At 71.8% G+C, this 16,959-nt stretch carries 15 protein-coding genes; 3 read left to right on the top strand and 12 right to left on the bottom strand.

Annotation, left to right across the window (positions count from 1 at the left end):
• The 8 genes from ME121_RS07455 to ME121_RS07420 form a co-directional block, all read right to left on the bottom strand.
• On the bottom strand, positions 1–466 hold a 466-nt coding region (locus tag ME121_RS07455), incomplete at its 3' end, for an alcohol dehydrogenase catalytic domain-containing protein (RefSeq protein ID WP_491892825.1).
• A gap of 55 nt (positions 467–521) precedes the next feature.
• Positions 522–2,609 (bottom strand): hybrid sensor histidine kinase/response regulator, encoded by a 2,088-nt coding sequence (locus ME121_RS07450; protein ID WP_059408599.1) that lies wholly within the window; start codon positions 2,607–2,609, stop codon positions 522–524.
• A gap of 132 nt (positions 2,610–2,741) precedes the next feature.
• Positions 2,742–5,912: a DNA polymerase I gene (gene polA, locus ME121_RS07445; protein WP_059408598.1), complete on the bottom strand. Its 3,171-nt coding sequence runs from the start codon at positions 5,910–5,912 to the stop codon at positions 2,742–2,744.
• Between the two features lie 22 nt (positions 5,913–5,934).
• Positions 5,935–6,294 (bottom strand): HepT-like ribonuclease domain-containing protein, encoded by a 360-nt coding sequence (locus tag ME121_RS07440; RefSeq protein WP_024829257.1) that lies wholly within the window; start codon positions 6,292–6,294, stop codon positions 5,935–5,937.
• Positions 6,275–6,571 (bottom strand): nucleotidyltransferase family protein, encoded by a 297-nt coding sequence (locus tag ME121_RS07435; RefSeq protein ID WP_012320476.1) that lies wholly within the window; start codon positions 6,569–6,571, stop codon positions 6,275–6,277. Before ME121_RS07435 ends, ME121_RS07440 begins: the two co-directional genes overlap by 20 nt.
• A 60-nt stretch (positions 6,572–6,631) precedes the next feature.
• A complete protein-coding gene (locus tag ME121_RS07430; protein ID WP_179240021.1) occupies positions 6,632–8,113 on the bottom strand; it encodes a UdgX family uracil-DNA binding protein in 1,482 nt (493 codons plus the stop codon).
• Entirely contained in the window at positions 8,113–9,324 is a 1,212-nt protein-coding gene (locus ME121_RS07425) for a putative DNA modification/repair radical SAM protein (RefSeq protein ID WP_012320478.1), read from the bottom strand. Before ME121_RS07425 ends, ME121_RS07430 begins: the two co-directional genes overlap by 1 nt.
• Before the next feature lie 76 nt (positions 9,325–9,400).
• Complete coding sequence (locus tag ME121_RS07420; RefSeq protein ID WP_089231578.1) at positions 9,401–9,937, bottom strand: regulatory protein RecX; 537 nt, start codon at positions 9,935–9,937, stop codon at positions 9,401–9,403.
• Positions 9,938–10,161: 224 nt separating this feature from the next.
• Here ME121_RS07420 and ME121_RS07415 point away from each other — a divergent pair, with 224 nt between their 5' ends.
• From ME121_RS07415 to grpE, 3 genes are all read left to right on the top strand, one after another.
• Entirely contained in the window at positions 10,162–11,580 is a 1,419-nt protein-coding gene (locus ME121_RS07415) for a TAXI family TRAP transporter solute-binding subunit (RefSeq protein ID WP_012320480.1), read from the top strand.
• A gap of 51 nt (positions 11,581–11,631) precedes the next feature.
• Positions 11,632–14,424 (top strand): [protein-PII] uridylyltransferase, encoded by a 2,793-nt coding sequence (locus ME121_RS07410; protein ID WP_024829253.1) that lies wholly within the window; start codon positions 11,632–11,634, stop codon positions 14,422–14,424.
• Positions 14,425–14,527: 103 nt separating this feature from the next.
• Entirely contained in the window at positions 14,528–15,142 is a 615-nt protein-coding gene (gene grpE, locus ME121_RS07405) for a nucleotide exchange factor GrpE (protein ID WP_012320482.1), read from the top strand.
• Positions 15,143–15,161: 19 nt separating this feature from the next.
• Here the strand turns inward: grpE and ME121_RS07400 are convergent, their stop codons facing one another.
• From ME121_RS07400 to ME121_RS07390, 4 genes are all read right to left on the bottom strand, one after another.
• A complete protein-coding gene (locus ME121_RS07400; RefSeq protein WP_029360505.1) occupies positions 15,162–15,539 on the bottom strand; it encodes a phospholipase A2 family protein in 378 nt (125 codons plus the stop codon).
• A 179-nt stretch (positions 15,540–15,718) separates the two neighbouring features.
• The gene (locus ME121_RS07395; RefSeq protein WP_059408597.1) at positions 15,719–16,456 is read right to left on the bottom strand and encodes an outer membrane protein; all 738 of its coding nucleotides are present in this window, start codon (positions 16,454–16,456) and stop codon (positions 15,719–15,721) included.
• A 36-nt stretch (positions 16,457–16,492) separates the two neighbouring features.
• Positions 16,493–16,633, bottom strand: coding sequence for a hypothetical protein (locus tag ME121_RS33410; RefSeq protein WP_175654081.1), 141 nt, complete (start codon positions 16,631–16,633; stop codon positions 16,493–16,495).
• Positions 16,618–16,947, bottom strand: coding sequence for a hypothetical protein (locus ME121_RS07390; RefSeq protein ID WP_012320486.1), 330 nt, complete (start codon positions 16,945–16,947; stop codon positions 16,618–16,620). Before ME121_RS07390 ends, ME121_RS33410 begins: the two co-directional genes overlap by 16 nt.
• Positions 16,948–16,959: the final 12 nt, after the last annotated feature.

Below are 16,959 nucleotides of genomic sequence, written 5' to 3'. Positions count from 1 at the left end.
CGGCGAGGCCGACGCCCCCGGACGCGCCGAGGACCGCCAGCCACTCGCCGGGCTGCAGGCGGGCGCGGTTCGCCAGGGCGTGGAGCGAGGTGCCGTAGGTGATGGTGAGTCCGGCCGCCTGCGCGTCCGGCACGGCGTCCGGCACCGGGGTGAGCCGGGCGGCGTCGAGGGCGATCAGCTCCGCGCAGCAGCCGTGCCCGGCATGGACGATCACCCGGTCGCCCACGGACACGCCCGCGGCGCCCTCGCCCAGCGCCTCGACCACGCCGACCCCCTCGCCGCCCGGCGAGAACGGCAGGGCCGGCTTCACCTGGTAGCGCCCGGCGGTGATCAGCGTGTCGAAGAAGTTCAGCGCCGCGAGCCGCATCCGCACCAGCGCCTGCCCGGGACCCGGCACCGGGTCGGGGCGCTCGACGATCTCCAGATGCTCCGGCCCGTCGAGCCTCGTGCACAGCAGCGCCCGCATGGCGTCTCTCCTCCCCGGCAATTCCCGGCCGATCAGGCCCGAACCGGCCGCGCGGTCAAGCCGTTCCGATCATCTCGCGGATGCGGGCGCCCAGCACCTCCACCACGAACGGCTTGGTGATGACCTGCATCCCGGCATCGAGCGGCCCGTTGCCGAAGACCGCGCTCTCGGCGTAGCCGGTGACGAACAGGACCTTGAGGCCCGGGCGCGTGACCCGGCCGGCCTCGGCCATCTGGCGCCCGTTCATGCCGCCCGGCAGTCCGACATCGGACACCAGCAGGTCGATGCGCACGTCGGATTGCAGCACCTTGAGGCCGGCCGCGCTGTCGGCGGCCTCGATCGCCGTGTAGCCGAGATCCTCCAGCACCTCGGTGACCAGCATGCGGACGGTCGGCTCGTCGTCGACCACCAGCACGGTCTCGCCCGGCGCGGCCCGCGGCGGCGCGCCGACGGCGGCGTGCGCGTCCTCCTCGGCGACCGCGCCGCGATGGCGGGGCAGGTACAGGCAGACCGTGGTGCCCTTGCCGACCTCGGAGTGGATCCGCACCTGGCCGCCCGATTGCTGCGCGAAGCCGTAGATCATCGACAGGCCGAGGCCGGTGCCCTGCCCCAGGGGCTTCGTGGTGAAGAACGGCTCGAACACCTTGCCGACGATCTCGGGCGACATGCCGATGCCGGTGTCGGTGACGCAGAGGGAGAGGTACTGGCCGGGCGGCATGTCGTGGCGCCGGGCGGCGCGCTCGTCGAGCCAGGCATTGGCGGTCTCGATCGTGATGCGCCCCCCCTCGGGCATCGCGTCCCGGGCGTTGATGCACAGGTTGAGGAGCGCGTTCTCGAGCTGCGGCGGGTCGACCAGGGCCGGCCAGAGGCCGGGCGGCGCCACGACCTCGACCATTACGGCGGGGCCCACGGTGCGCCGGATCAGCTCCTCCATGCCGGCCACCAGCCGGTTCACGTCGGTGGGCTTCGGGTCGAGGGTCTGGCGCCGCGAGAAGGCGAGGAGCCGGTGGGTCAGCGCCGCGGCCCGCTTCGAGGCCCCCTGCGCCGCGTTGATGTAGCGGTCCACATCCATGACGCGGCCCTGGCCGAGGCGGGTCTGGATCAGCTCCAGCGAGCCGGAGATGCCGGCGAGCAGGTTGTTGAAGTCGTGGGCGATGCCGCCGGTCAGCTGGCCGACGGCCTCCATCTTCTGCGACTGCCGCAGGGCCTCCTCGGCCGCGGCCAGGGCGTCGGCGCGCTCGCGCTCCGCGGTGAAATCGCGGCCGACGGCGTTGATGATCCCCTCCCCCGGCCGGGCCGCCCAGCTGATCCAGCGATAGCCGCCGTCCCGGTGGCGGTAGCGGTTGTCGAAGCGCGCGAGGCTCGACCCCGCGGAGAGCTGGCCCGCGCCCGCGACGGTGCGGTCGAGATCGTCCGGATGGACGAGGGCGATGAGCTTCGTTCCGATCAGTTCGTCCGGGCGCCAGCCCAGCACCTCGGTCCAGGCCGGGTTCACCGCGGTGATCGTCCCGTCGAACAGGCAGCGCAGCATCATGTCGGACGAGAGCGTCCACAGGGCGTTGCGGTCGGCCGTGCGCTCCTCGACCTGCTGCGCCAAGGTGGCGTTCAGATCGCGCAGCTCCGCCAGCGCCGCCTCGAGCCGGCCCTGGCTCTCCTTGAGGGCGGCGTCCGCCAGGACCCGGCCGGTGGTCTCGTTGGTGAGGATGAACAGGCCGGCGACCCGGCCGTCGGCATCGAGAACCCGCGAGTACGAGAAGGTCCACCACGTCTCGCGGGCGCCGCGGTCGGTGTCGAGCTGCCACGGCAGGTCGACGAAGCGCTCCGGGCGGCCCGCCATCGCGGCGTCGATGATCGGCCTGGCCTGATCCCAGGCATCCGCCCAGACCACGTCGAACCGCTCGCCCATCGCCCAGGGCAACCGCGGGCCGAGGAGCGGGAAGTAGGTGTCGTTGAAGAAGAAGTGGAGGTCGGGCCCCCAGGCCAGGATCATCGATTCCGGGGAGTTGAGGACGAGCGACAGGGCCGCGCGGAACTCCGCCGGCCACGTCTCCGGAAGCCCCAGGGGATGACCCGACCAGTCGCGCGCGCGGATCATCCGCGCGGCCTCGCCGCCGCCGGAGAGGAAGGGGAAGGAGTCGGTCACGGGCTCTGAGCGGTGCAGGTCATGGGCGTACGGCGTATGACGGTCTTCGGCGGCCTGTCCAGAATGCCCGGTCGCGGTTCAGCGACGTCGGTTCAGAGCGCCACCGGCTCGGCCTCGATCCGACCCGACCCGTCAATGCGCCTCCTGCCAGTTGCCCGCCGCGTTGGCCTCGACCACGAGCGGCACCTTCAGCGTCAGGGCCGGCGCCGGCGCCTCTTCCATGACGCCGCGGATGATCGGGATCGTCCGCTCCACCTCGTCCTCGGCGACCTCGAAGACCAGCTCGTCGTGCACCTGCAGCAGCATGCGGGCGTTCAGCTTCTTGGCGGCGAGCGCCGCCTCCATCCGCGTCATGGCCCGGCGGATGATGTCGGCGGCCGAGCCCTGGATCGGCGCGTTGATCGCCTGCCGCTCGACGCTGGCCCGCTCGGAGGGGTTGTTGGAGCGAATCTGCGGGTAGTGGCACACCCGGCCGAACAGGGTGGTGACGTAGCCCTTGTCGCGGCAGCTCTTCTTGGTGGTCTCGATGTAGTCCCGGATGCCCGGGAACTGCTCGAAATACTGCTTGATGAACGCCGAGGCCTCCTCGCGGCCGATGCCGAGCCGGTCGGCGAGGCCGAAGGCCGAGATGCCGTAGATGATGCCGAAGTTGATGGTCTTCGCCCGGCGCCGCAGGTCGGGGGTCATCTCCTTGAGCGGCACGCCGAACATCGCCGAGGCGGTCGCCGCGTGGATGTCGATGCCGTCCTCGAACGCCTTCCGGAGTTCCGGGATGTCGGCCATGTGGGCGAGCAGCCGCAGCTCGATCTGCGAGTAGTCGGCCGAGATCAGCCGGTTGCCGGGCGCCGCCACGAAGGCGCGGCGGATGCGCCGCCCCTCCTCGGTGCGGATCGGGATGTTCTGCAGGTTCGGCTCGGAGGAGGACAGCCGCCCCGTGGTGGTGGCCGCCAGCGAGAACGAGGTGTGGACCCGCGCCGTCTCGCGGTCGGCGTGGGCCTGGAGCGCGTCCGTGTAGGTGGATTTCAGCTTCGACAGCTGCCGCCATTCCAGGATCTTCTTGGGGAGTTCGTGGCCCGCCTGGGCGAGCTCCTCGAGCAGGGTCGCGGGCGTCGCCCACTGGCCGGACGGCGTCTTCTTGGCCCCCGGCAGGCCCATCTTGCCGAACAGGATGTCGCCGATCTGCTTCGGCGAGCCGACCGAGAACTTCTCGCCGGCATCCTCCTGGATCTCCTCCTCCAGGCGGACGAGGATCTGCGAGAAATCCCCCGACAGGCGGCTCAGCATCTCCCGGTCGACGCGGATGCCGCGCTGCTCCATCCGGGCGATCACCGGCAGCAGGGGCCGCTCCAGCGTCTCGTAGACGGCGACCCGGCGCTCGGCCACGAGGCGCGGCTTCATCATCCGCCACAGGCGCAGGGTGACGTCGGCGTCCTCGGCCGCGTAGGCCGTGGCCTTGTCGATCGCGACCCGGTCGAAGGTCACCTTGTTGCGGCCGGTGCCGGCCACGTCCGAGAAGGTGATCGGCTGGTGACCGAGATGCCGGCGGGCCAGCTCGTCCATGCCGTGGCCGCCCTTGCCGGCGTCGAGCACGTACGAGATCAGCATCGTGTCGTCGAACGGCGCGACCTCGATGCCGTAGCGGGCGAGCACCACCCAGTCGTACTTGAGGTTCTGGCCGACCTTCAGGACCCCCGGGTTCTCGAGGAGCGGCTTCAGCCTGGCGACGGCCTCCTTCAGGGGGATCTGGCCCGGCACCGGCTCGACCACGTCGGACGGCGCGGCGCCCTCGCCGAACAGGTCGGTGGCGTCGGCCTGCACCTTGGCGGCCTGGACGTGGGCCAGCGGGATGTAGCAGGCCCGGCCGGTGGCGACCGCCAGCGAGACGCCGACGAGGCCGGCCCTGTGGGCGTCGAGGCTGTCGGTCTCGGTGTCGACCGCGATCACGCCGGCCTCCTCGGCCTCGGCGATCCAGGCGTCGAGCTGCTCCAGCGACGAGACCGTCTCGTAGGCGGCGGTGTCGAACGGCGCCACGGATTCCGCGGCCCGGGCCGCCACCACGTTGCCGGGTGTCGCCTCGACGGGCGCCCGGGGCTTGGCGGGCGCGTCCGGCAGGTCGAGATCGGCGAAGGGATCGATCTCGCCGCCCTCCGGCGGGGCGGCGCCCGGCGGGCGCTCGGCCCCGGCGGCCGCGGTCTCGGGATCCGGCGGCACGGAATCGCCGAAGAACGGCACCGCGTCGCTGCCGCCGGCGGCGTTGCCGTAGCCGTGCGGCCGGGCGCCCGGCAGGAGCCGCGGATCGGGCTTCACCGCCTCGGGGTCGACGTGCAGCATCTGGGCGATGCGGCGCGTCAGGGTGTTGAACTCCATCGCCTTCAGGAAGCCGACCAGCTTCTCGGGATTGGGCTGGGGCACGCCGAGATCGTCCAGCGGCACCGGGACGGGCACGTCCTCCATCAGCGCCACGAGCCTGCGCGACAGCTTGGCCTGATCGACGTTGGCGAGCAGCGTCTCCCGCCGCTTGGGCTGCTTGATCTCGCCCGCCCGCTCCAGCAGGGCCTCGAGGCTGCCGAACTCCTTGATCAGCGCCGCGGCCGTCTTCAGGCCGATGCCGGGCACGCCCGGCACGTTGTCGGAGGTGTCGCCGATGAGCGCCAGCGCGTCGCCGATCTGGTTCGGCTGCAGCCCCTCCCACTTGGCGACGATCGCCTCGACGTCGAGGTTGCGCTCGGGCCGGTAGCCGGGCTTGCCCTTGGCGCCCGACTCGAAGTCGTAGAACCGGACCTGCGGCCCGACGAGCTGCATCAGGTCCTTGTCGGACGAGACGATGATGACGCCGGCCCCCCGCGCCTCGGCCTGGCGGGTGTAGGTGGCGATGAGATCGTCGGCCTCGTAGCGCTCCAGCTCCACCGCGTGCAGGCCGAAGGCGCGCACCGCGTCGCGCATCAGCGGCATCTGCCGCTTCAGGTCGTCGGGCGCGTCCGGGCGGTGGCCCTTGTAGTCGGGGAACATCTCCTTGCGGAACGAGCCCTCGGACTTGTCGAAGACGATGCCGAGATGGGTCGGCATCGTGCCGGCGGCCCCGTCCTGCAGGAACTGCGCGATCTTGGTGCAGAACAGCCGCACGGCGCCGGTGGGTAGCCCGTCGGAGGGGCGCGAGTTGTACTTCTGGTCCTGATTGATCGACTGGAAATAGGCCCGGAAGATGAAGGACGAGCCGTCGACCAGGATCACCTGATCGCCGGGTCCGACGGGCTTGGTCTCGGGGCTCGAGTCGGGCTTCGCGTCGGGCTTCGAGTCGGTCATGGGCTCAGGCGGCTCGGGGCGATCAGGAGTCGGGCGCGCGGTCCAGCTCGGCGCGGCAGGCCGCGACGAGAACGGGCAACTCGTGGTGGACGGTGAGCCAGACGATGTCCAGCGTCACCCGATGATAGCTGTGGCGATAGACGTTCCCCGCATCCGCGATCTGACGCCACGGCACGTCGGGATATCGGGCTCTCGTCTCGGCGCTCAATCGGCGGCTCGCCTCCGAGATGATCTCCAGGCAGCGCACGACCGCGAAGTGGGTGCGCTCGTCTGCCTCGAACGTCTCGAGCGTGAATCCCGCCACGAAGCGCGCGACGCGCTCCGCGTTGGCGATCATGTCGGCGCAGGCGGCCCGCTCGCGTTCAGAAGGCGGAAACGGCATCGCGCTCCGCGTGCGTGCGAACCCGATCCTTCAGGGCCGCCCGATCCGCCACGTCGACCCGGATCGGAAAGAGATCATCGATGAAGTGGCACAGACCGACATAGCCGAAGAGACCGCCCACGACCGACACATCGATCTCGATCATCACGTCGAGATCGCTGTCGGCCCGCGCCTCCCCCCGGGCAACCGAACCGAACAAGGCCGCGTGCAGCACGCCGCGGCGGCGCAGTTCCGCCTCGTTGGCGCGCAGGATGTCGAGGGCGGCGAGCTTGTCCATGGCGGCGGGACCGGAGGGAATCGGCGGCCGCCAGCATAGCAGAACCGCGGCAGCGGTGGATCAGGCCGCGAGCTCGCGCCCGAGCGCCTCCACCCGGCGCAGGTCGTCCACGAAGGCCGCGTAGGCCTCCGCCTTCGCCTCGTCCGGCAGCCGGAGCAGGTAGGAGGGGTGGACCGTGATGAAGCCCTGGAAGCGGTTGTCGTGCCGGTCGAAGCGGAACGGGCCGCGCGCCCGCGTGATCGGGATCGCCTTGCCGGTCAGCGCCAGGACGGCGGTCGCGCCGAGCGCCACCACGAGCATCGGGCCGACGAATTCGAGTTCCCGGTCGAGCCACCACCGATAGTGGCTGACCTCGCCGGCGGTCGGCTTCTGGTGGATGCGGCGCTTGCCGCGCTCCTCGAACTTGAAGTGCTTGACCGCGTTCGTCAGGTAGCTCGCGCCCCGGTCGATCCCGGCCTCCGCCATGGCGCGGGAGAGCAGCTGGCCGGCGGGCCCGACGAAGGGGCGGCCCTGCCGGTCCTCCTGGTCGCCGGGCTGCTCGCCCACGAAAGCCACCGTTGCGCCGACCGGGCCCTCGCCGAGCACGGCCTGGGTGGCGCCGGGGACCAGCGGCTCGGTCCGGCGGATGATCGCGTTCAGCTCCTCCAGGGTCTTCGGATCCTGGTCGGCCATGGCGGCGACGGCCCGGGCGGGTTCGCGGCGTGTGGGCATGGTCGGCTCCCTCTCGATCATGGCTACGGTGCGCCCGGCCGCCGCCCGGACCAGGGCGGGGATCGCGGCCGTCTCGGGCATGTTGTGCCAGTACTTCTTGGGCATCTCCGCCCGCATGGCCTTCAGGTTGGTGCGGGCCGGGTTGAACGTGCTCTCGTAGTAGGTCTGCCAGCCCGCCTCGAAGCCGTCGCCCTCGGGGAGCTGCGCCCGGTCCCCGGCCGGCCCGAAGGTCAGGGTCTCGGTGTCCCAGTGGGCGGATCCGTCGGGGGTCAGGATCGACCAGCGCATCCCGCGGAAGCGGTTCACGAAGAACGGCGCCGCCGCCTCGAGGATGTGGTGGTCCGGCTCGAACCACGCGACGTAGCGCTCGCCGTCCGGTCCCTCCGCCCGGCGGAAGCGCAGGAAGGCGTGCATCTTGTGGAGGTCGCGCCCGATCGCCTTCGCCATCCGGTGCAGGCGGTGGACCAGCGGGTCGCTGCCGACCTCCATCAGGTGGCGCTCGCCGCGGCAGACCCGCCAGACCAGCGCGTAGAGCAGGCCGTAGCGCTCCGGATCGCGGTGAGGGATCACCTGCGGGATCAGGCTGGCGACGGCCTTCGGCAGGACGAGCGGCGCTCCGGCGGCCGGCTCCCCGTCGCCGCCGAACAGGCCGGGCGAGTCCGTCACCGACCACGTCACGGCTCCGGGCGCGACGCCCTGCGCGACGAGGCTCCGGACGGCCTTGCGGAAACCGTCGAGATCGGCGCCGGGGCGCAGCGTGACGGCGCGCGGCGACCGTGGATCCGCCCCGTCACCGCGGGGCGAGGGACGCGGCGCGTGCCCCACCCCCATCAGAACAGGCTCAGCTGCGCCGCGGGCTCGACCAGCCGCGCCCGGAGGTCGAGCCGGTCCGTGAGCGCGACGGGGCGATGATCGGCGGCCACGAGGAACGGCCGCGCCCGCTTCAATCCGGAGGTCAGCCGGGCGACGTCGTCGAGGCGCAAGGTCGCGTGGCGGCGCGCCCGGATGATCTTGTCGACCGCCCGCGCCCCGAGCCCCGGCACCCGCAGCAGCCATTCCCGGTCGGCGCGGTTCACGTCCACGGGGAACTTGTCCCGGTGCTTGAGCGCCCAGGCGAGCTTCGGGTCGATGTCGAGGGCCAGCATCCCGCCCTCGGAGGCGTCGGCCACCTCGTCGGGGGTGAACTCGTAGTACCGGAGCAGCCAGTCGGCCTGGTACAGGCGGTGCTCGCGCTGCAGCGGCGGCGGCTTCGGCGGCAGGATCGCGGACCCGTCCGGGATTGGGCTGAAGGCGGAGTAGTAGACCCGCTTCAGGCCGACGCTGCCGTAGAGGAGCGCGCTCTTGCGGATCAGCGCCTCGTCGGTGGTGGCATCCGCCCCGACGATCACCTGCGTCGAGTGGCCGGCCGGCGAGAAGCGGCGCTTCTCCGCCTTGGCCTGCACGATGCGCTCGCCGATCTGCGCCATCGCCCCCTGGATCGCGGCGCCGTCCTTCTCGGGCGCGAGCCGCTCCAGGCTCGCCTCGGTCGGCAGCTCGACGTTGATCGAGAGGCGGTCGGCGTAGAGGCCGGCCTCCTCGATCAGCCAGGGGCTCGCCTCCGGGATCGACTTGAGGTGGATGTAGCCGGCGAAGCCGTGGTCGCGCCGCAGCGACTTCGCCACGCGGGTCAGGAGTTCCATCGTGTGATCCGGCGACTTGATGATGCCGGAGGAGAGGAACAGGCCCTCGATGTAGTTGCGCCGGTAGAAGTTCAGGGTGAGGTTCACGACCTCCTCCACGGTGAACTTCGCCCGCCGCACGTTCGAGGAGCGCCGGTTCACGCAGTAGGCGCAGTCGAACAGGCACCAGTTGGTCAGCAGGATCTTGAGGAGCGAGACGCACCGTCCGTCCGGCGTGTAGGCGTGGCAGATCCCGGCGCCGGTGGTCGACCCGAGCCCGTCCTTGCCGGCCGCCCGCTTCGGCGCGGCCGAGGAGGCGCAGGAGGCGTCGTACTTGGCCGCGTCCGCGAGGATGCGCAGCTTCTTGGCCAGGGTCTCGTCCATCGAACAGACAATGAACAACGCGGCGGAAGGTGCAAGGCCGGCGCGGCCCTCGCCCCGGGCCGCGATGCCGCACCCGTCACGCAGGCTCGTCGGGTTCTTCGGTCTCCCGGTCGACCACCCGGCGGGCGAGGCCGTAGGCGAAGCCGGCCCGGGCCAGGGCGGCGAGGTCCCGGTCGCGGTGCGCCGCCCGCTGGTCCGGGCGGCGATACGGGCCGAGGCGTCGCCGCTTGGCGTAGGCCTGCGCGGCCTGCTCCTCGACCGCGTCCGCCTCCCCGACCGGCAGGGCGTCGCGCTCCGCCAGCATGGCGGCCTCGACGACGTCGCGCGGGACCCCCTTGGCGGCGAGCTTGGCCGAGACGCCGCGGCTCGACGTGCCGCGGCGGCGCAGGGTGGCGAGGCGGGTATCGGCGAAGCGCGCGTCGTCCACGAGGCCGGCCGACACCGCCCGCGCCACGGTCGCCGTCACGAGGTCGGCGAAGCGTTCGGGATCCTCGCCCCGGGCCCGCGCCCGCTTCTGCACGCGGCGCGCGAGCGTCCGGCGCAGCATCTCGGTCGAGGCGCTGTAGCGCTCCAGGTAATGGAGCGCCGCCCGCTCGAGCCAGGCCGGGCTCACGGGGCCGGGCGGCTTGATCTCCCGGTCGCGACGTTCTGGCGCAGATCCTGCAACGAATGGAGATTTCACCGGTTCTTCACGATCTTGACAGGTTTGCGTTCCATGACTCGGGTATGGAACGCGCGCAACGCGACAGGCTCGGCCATGGCCCGAACCACCGTTCTTCGCCCGGCACGCCGCAGGGCCGATGGCACCGGCGGCTGCACGGCGCGGCGGCTATTCTGATGCGGCGCGAGTGGCTCCTGGTCCTCGTGGCCCTGGGGCTCGCCGCGGCCGCCGCCGCGATCGTCTACCTGTCACGCCCGAACACCCTCACGGTGGCGGTGGGCCCGCAGGACGGGCCCGAGGCCGCGCTGATCGAGGCCTACGCCGGCGCCCTCGACCGGGCGCGGGAGGATGTCCGGCTCAAGGTGGTGCGCTACGGCGACGTGCGCGACAGCGCCCTCGCGCTGCAGCGGAACAAGGCCGACCTCGCGGTGGTGCGGCCGGACGTGTTCCTGCCCGAGAACGGGCTGACCCTGGCGATCCTGCACGACGAGGCCCTGGTCATCGCGGCGCCCGAGGCGGCCGATATCGACGACGTGCCCGCCCTGGCGCGCAAGCGGCTCGGCATCGTGGTCCGCCACAGCGCCGACCTGTCGTTCCTCACGAACCTGCTCTCCTTCTACGACCTCGTGCCGGACAGCGCGGGCGAGGACGCGGCGGAGGCCGGCCACGCCGCCGAGGCGGAGCCCGGTCACGTGGTCGTGGTGCCCCTGAAGGTCGGCGACGTCACGGCCGCGCTCGCCGAGAAGCGCGTCGACGCCGTGGCGGTGATCGCGAGCCCGGCCTCCAAACCGGCCGCCGCGGTGGTCCGCGCCGTCGAGCTGGGCTCGCCGGACCGGAAGGTCGGGTTCGTCTCGATCCCTGACGGCGACGCGATCCTGCAGCGCTTCCCCGAGCTGCAATCGGTGACGATCCCGGCCGGCACCTTCGGCGGCCGTCCGAAGCGGCCCGACGAGGAGATCAAGACCGTCGGCGCCTCCTATCGGCTGATGGCCCGGGGCACGGTCAGCCGCGTCGCGGTCGCCTCGGCGACGCAGCACCTGTTCGAGTGGCGCTCGCGGCTCGCCTCGACCGCGCCGGTGGCCAAGCTGATGAAGGCGCCGGACTTCGACACGACGGTGGCGGCGACCTCGGCCCGCCTGCCGAACCACCCCGGCGCCGTCGACTATTTCGAGCGCGAGCAGCAGACCTTCCTCGACCGCTACGAGGACTACATCTACCTGTTCGCCTTCTTCGGCGGCACGATCGGCTCCGGCTTCGCCTGGATCGGCCAGCGCCTCGCCCGCAAGCGCCGGGAGCGCGTCGATTTCGTCCTCGACCGGCTGCTCGACATCATGCGCGAGGTGCGCGCGGCGACCAGCGCCGCCGAACTCGACGCGATCGCGATCGAGACCGATGGGCTGGTGGCCGACGTCGTCTGCTACGCCCGCGAGCGCAGCATCGACGCGCGGACGGTCAGCGCCCTGATCCTGGCGGTCGACGGCGTGCACGCGGCCATCGCCGACGCGCGGCGTCAGACGAGCGAGACCGAGCCCCGGGCCGCGACCCGCAACCGCACGGCGCGGCTGCTCGCCCTCGACCTGCCGGCCGCGGAATAGCGGCGGGCGCCGCATGGCTGGCGGCGTAGGGATATCATGCTAACGGGAACCATGTTCGATCCCGTCGCCGCCCTCGATACGGTCCTTGAGAACCTCGACCGCGAGGCCCGCGAGCCCACCAAGCTCCGGGCCGCGCTGGTGCCGCAGCTGCGCCGGGTGATCGAGGAGGGCCACCGGGCCGCCGAGGCGCAGCTCCTCGAGGATCGCAACGGGCTGCTCTGCGCGCAGACGCTGTCGAACCTCACCGACGCGGTGGTCCGGGCGATCCACGACGCCGTGGTCTGGCGGCTCTACCCCAACGACAACCCGTCGACCGGCGAGCAGCTCGCCGTGGTCGCCACCGGCGGCTACGGCCGGGGCACGATGGCGCCGGGCTCGGACATCGATCTGCTGTTCCTGCTGCCCTACAAGCAGACCGCGTGGTCCGAGAGCGTCGTCGAGGGGATGCTCTACGTCCTGTGGGACCTGAAGCTGAAGGTCGGTCACGCCACCCGCTCGGTCGAGGAGTGCCTGCGCGAGGCGCGGGCCGACATGACGATCCGCACCGCCCTCCTGGAGGCGCGGTTCCTGTTCGGCACCCGTGTCCTCTACGAGGAGCTCGTGACGCGCTTCGACGCCGAACTCGTGGTCGGCTCCGCCGCCGAGTTCGTGGAGGCGAAGCTGCGCGAGCGCGACATGCGCGTGTCCAAGGCCGGCACCTCGCGCTACCTCGTCGAGCCCAACGTCAAGGACGGCAAGGGCGGCCTGCGCGACCTGAACACGCTGTTCTGGATCGCCAAGTACACCTACCGGGTCCGCGACCAGATCGAGCTCGTGAGCGCCGGCCTGTTCACCCCGGAGGAGTACGCGCTGTTCGAGCGCTGCGAGGAGTTCCTGTGGCGGGTGCGCTGCCACATGCACTTCGCCACGAAGCGCGCCGAGGAGCGCCTGTCCTTCGGCCTGCAGCCGCGGATCGCCGAGCGCTTCGGCTACGAGGCCCGCGGCGGCCTCTCCGGCGTCGAGCGCTTCATGAAGGCCTATTTCCGCATCGCCAAGGATGTCGGCGATCTCACCGCCATCGTCTGCGCGGAGCTGGAGGCGCGCCACGCCAAGCGCACGCCGGTGCTCGACCGCTGGATCGGCCGGTTCCGCGACCGCTTCCGGGCGACCGCCATGGAGGCGGAGGATTTCTGGATCGACCACGGCCGGGTGAACCTGCGCGCGGAGGACGCCTTCGAGCGCGACCCGGTCAACCTGATCCGGCTGTTCTGGCTCGCCGACCGGCACAACCTCGCGATCCACCCGGATGCCAAGCGGCTGGCCAACCGGTCCCTGCGCCTCGTCAACCCGTCGCTGCGCGTGGACCCCGAGGCGAACCGGCTGTTCGTCGAGATCCTGACCTCGCGGAACGCGCCGGAGGAGGCGCTGCGCGAGATGAACGAGGCGGGCGTGCTCGGCCGGTTCATCCCGGATTTCGGCCGCATCGTCGCGATGATGCAGTTCAACATGTATCACCACTTCACGGTGGACGAGCACCTGCTGCGCTCGGTCGGCGTGCTGGCGGACATCGAGTCGGGCCGGGCCCAGGAGACCTACCCGCTGGTCTCGCGCCTCGTGCACTCGATCCACAACCGCACCGCGCTCTACGTGGCGATCCTGCTGCACGACATCGCCAAGGGCCGGCCGGAGGATCACTCGATCGCGGGCGCCGCCATCGCCGAGAAGCTCTGCCCGCGCTTCGGCCTGAATCAGGCCGAGACCGAGACGGTGCGCTGGCTCGTCGAACACCACCTGCTGATGTCGATGACCGCGCAGAGCCGCGACCTCTCGGATGCCAAGACCATCGAGCGTTTCGCCGCGAGCGTGCAGAGCCTGGAGCGGCTGAAGCTCCTGACCATCCTGACGGTGGCCGACATCACCGCCGTCGGACCCGGCGTCTGGACAGCCTGGAAGGGCACGCTGCTCCGCACGCTCTACGACGAGACCGAGGTCTACCTGTCGGGTGGCCATTCCGAGATCGCCCGCACCGACCGGGTGCGCCTCGTCCAGATGGGCCTGCGGGAGCAGCTGCCCGGCTGGGGCTCGGAGGAGTTCGACACCTACGCGGCCCGCCACAGCCAGGCCTACTGGCTCAAGGTCGACGGCACGCGCCAGCTCAAGAACGCGATCTTCCTGCGCGACGTCGTGCGCGACGGGCGGACCAGCGCGACCGACGTGGCCCTCGATCCCGTCCGGGGCGTGACCGAGATCACGGTCTACTCGCCGGACCATCCCCGCCTGCTCGCCATCGTCACCGGCGCCTGCGCGGCGGCCGGCAGCAACATCGTCGACGCGCAGATCTTCACCACCACGGACGGGTTCGCCCTCGACACGATCTTCATCTCCCGCGCCTTCGAGCGCGACGACGACGAGCTGCGGCGGACCAAGCGCATCACCGCGGCGATCGAGCGGGCGCTCAAGGGGGAGATCAAGATCGCCGACCTCGTGGCCGACAAGCACCCGCCGACGAGCACCCGCGCCAAGACCTTCCCGGTCCCGCCGGACGTCATCATCGACAACGCCCTGTCGAGCCGGGAGACCGTGGTGGAGATCACCGGCCTCGACCGGCCGGGCCTGCTCTACGAGCTGACCACCGCCTTCAGCCGGCTGTCGCTCAACATCACGTCGGCGCACGTGGCGACCTTCGGCGAGCGCGCCGTGGACGTCTTCTACGTCACCGACCTGACCGGCACGCGGGTGACGCAGCCCGACCGGCAGGCCGCGATCCGGGCCGCCGTGATGGACGTGTTCGCGCACGACGTCGCGACCCTCAAGGCCGAGGGTCTGGAGGCGCTCGTGGCGGCGCCGCCGCCGCGCGAGGCGTGAGCGTGCGGGTTGATTTCGCGGCCCCGTGGCCAGATATCAGCGCCGATTCCATCATCCCTCACCGATTCCCGCCCACGACTGAAACGTGATGACGAGCAACGACATGCCCCAGGATGACCAGCGCCAGACCACGGTCGAAGCCGGTGCCGGCGCGGCCCAGGATCCCGCGCCCGCGGGTCAGGGCAGCGAGTCGGCCACCGTCGATCCGGTCGCGGAGGCCCTGGCCCTGCTGACCGCCGAGCGCGACGAGCTCAAGGACCGGACGCTGCGCACCCTCGCCGAGATGGAGAACCTGCGCCGCCGGACGGAGCGCGAGGTCGCCGACGCGCGCGCCTACGCGGTGACCAACTTCGCCCGGGACGTGCTCAACGTCGCCGACAACATCCGCCGCGCCCTCGATAGCGTCCCGGCCGACGCGAAGGCCACGGCCGACGGCGCCCTGAAGGGGCTGATCGACGGGATCGAGCTCACCGAGCGCGACCTCGCCAAGACCCTCGAGCGCCACGGCGTCAAGATCGTCGAGCCGCAGGGCCAGAAGTTCGACCCGAACCGCCATCAGGCGATGTTCGAGGTGCCGAACGCGGAGGTTCCGGCCGGCACCGTCGTGCAGGTCGTGCAGGCGGGCTACGTCATCGGCGAGCGCGTGCTGCGCCCGGCCCTGGTCGGCGTCGCCAAGGGTGGCCCGAAGGCGGCCGCCAACCCGGCCGACGCCGCCTGAGCGGTCACCGCGGCGTGCCCTACTGACAGGGCAGCGCCGCGGCGAAATCCGAGATGAACTGCGCGGTCTGGCGGGTCTGGGCCGGCGCGGCCGGATCCCGGGCGACGAGCCCCGCCTCGACGCGGAGGCGGTGGTTGCAGGCGCAGGTCGGCAGCGTTCCCGCGGTCGGCTCGGGGGAGCAGGCGTCGTGGTGCGCGCAGGCGAGGTCCAGCGCGTCGATCGGCGGGTAGCCGGGGCCGCGGCTGCCGGGGCCGCAGAAGTTCCCGTAGATCAGGATGGCGCCCCGCCCGGCGGGCCCGGGCGGGACGATCTCCTGGGCCCGCGCCGGGACGGCGCAGGCGGCGAGCGCGACGGCGAGCAGCCTTGTCGTGAGGGAGGTCGTGCTGGGAATGCTCACGGCCGATCCTCTCGGAGAGAGACCCTGGTCCCGCGGGGTGCGACCCGCGCGGTATCCGGCTTCACCGACAGCCCTCGGCCGTGGACAGGCTCGCGCGGCCGACGGATTCGCGAAGCCGAACGCCGGGCATTGCGGCCCAGCTCGACCGTCCCGTCAAGCTCTCGGCCTGCGAATACTACTCAGAATCGGTAATTCACACCGGCCCGGACCAACGCGAGGCCGGAATCCTGTTTGCCGGCGCCATAAAATGCCGGAACACTGGCGTTGTAGTACGTGGCGGCGGTCGTTCCGCGGCCGAGATGGAGGTAGAGGGCCTCCACCTTGGCGGAGAGCTTCTCGGTGAAGGCGTACTCGATGCCGCCGCCGGCCGCGTAGCCGGTCCGGTCGGTCGACGGCAGGGTGTAGGGGTAGGAGGCCGCGTAGGTCGAGCGCGCCCCGCCGCCGTACGCGAAGCCGCCGGTGCCGTAGACGAGGACCCGGTCGAACGCGTAGCCGAGCCGGGCGCGGACCGTGCCGGAATAGTCGAGGCTCGGTCGGACGCTGTAGTACGGCGCGGTGCCGAGATAGGCGGCGTCCGCCTTGGCGAAGGCCGTCCCCTGGATGTCGGTCTCGACGCCGACGACGACGCCGGAACCCGGCGTGAACTGATAGTTGTAGCCGACCTGGCCGCCGCCGGCGAAGCCGCCGGACCGGCCGCCGCCCGTGACGGTGCCGTAGGTGGGGTCGGTGAAGCCGCCGCTGCCGGTCGGGAACGCGTACCCGGCGTTCACGCCGGCGTAGAAGCCGGTCCAGGTGAAGACCGGCAGCGACGGCGGCGGCGGCGGCGGCGCGCGGCGGGGCAGATCCGCCGCCTGGGCGGCGAGGGCCAGGCAGCCGAAAGCGGCGCCCGCGAGGGCTGCGTGAATTCGAGCGTTCATGGGTGTCTCGTTCTGGAACGCGGCGGCGCCGCAGGATCAGAGGGCCAGGAGGAGCAGGCCGACGACGGTCACGGACAGGATCAGGCAGAGGGCGAGATCGAGGATGGCCGCTCCGCCGCAGGTCGGCACAGCGCGGGCGCTCCCGGAGACGAACAGGGCGTTCACGACCGGACCCACTGGTTCTCGTCGGAACGGGCCGCGATCCTCGCGGTCCGCGCGGCGCGCCCGGGCACGACGGCGTTCGAGGATGCCGCCGCCCCGCCTGAGGGGAAGGCGGGAGCGGCGGCCTGCGGCGCCCGCGATGAACTGGCGCGGTGGACCGTTTCCGCGACAGCGACACCGAGGACGGGCAGCGAGAGCGCGGCGACGACGCAGACGAGGCGCCGGAGCCGCGGAAGGGTGTCGCTCGGGCGCGGGCGGCCCGCCGGGGCCACGGGCAGCGTGAGCGGCGGCAGGGACTTCGCCACGAGGATGCGCGTTTCAACCGTCATCGGCCGGTGCCT

The organism is Methylobacterium sp. ME121 (assembly GCF_000974725.1).
Taxonomy (GTDB): domain Bacteria; phylum Pseudomonadota; class Alphaproteobacteria; order Rhizobiales; family Beijerinckiaceae; genus Methylobacterium; species Methylobacterium radiotolerans.
The sequence above is the reverse complement of the archived record's forward strand: the minus strand, read 5'-3'. Positions and strand labels throughout refer to the sequence as shown.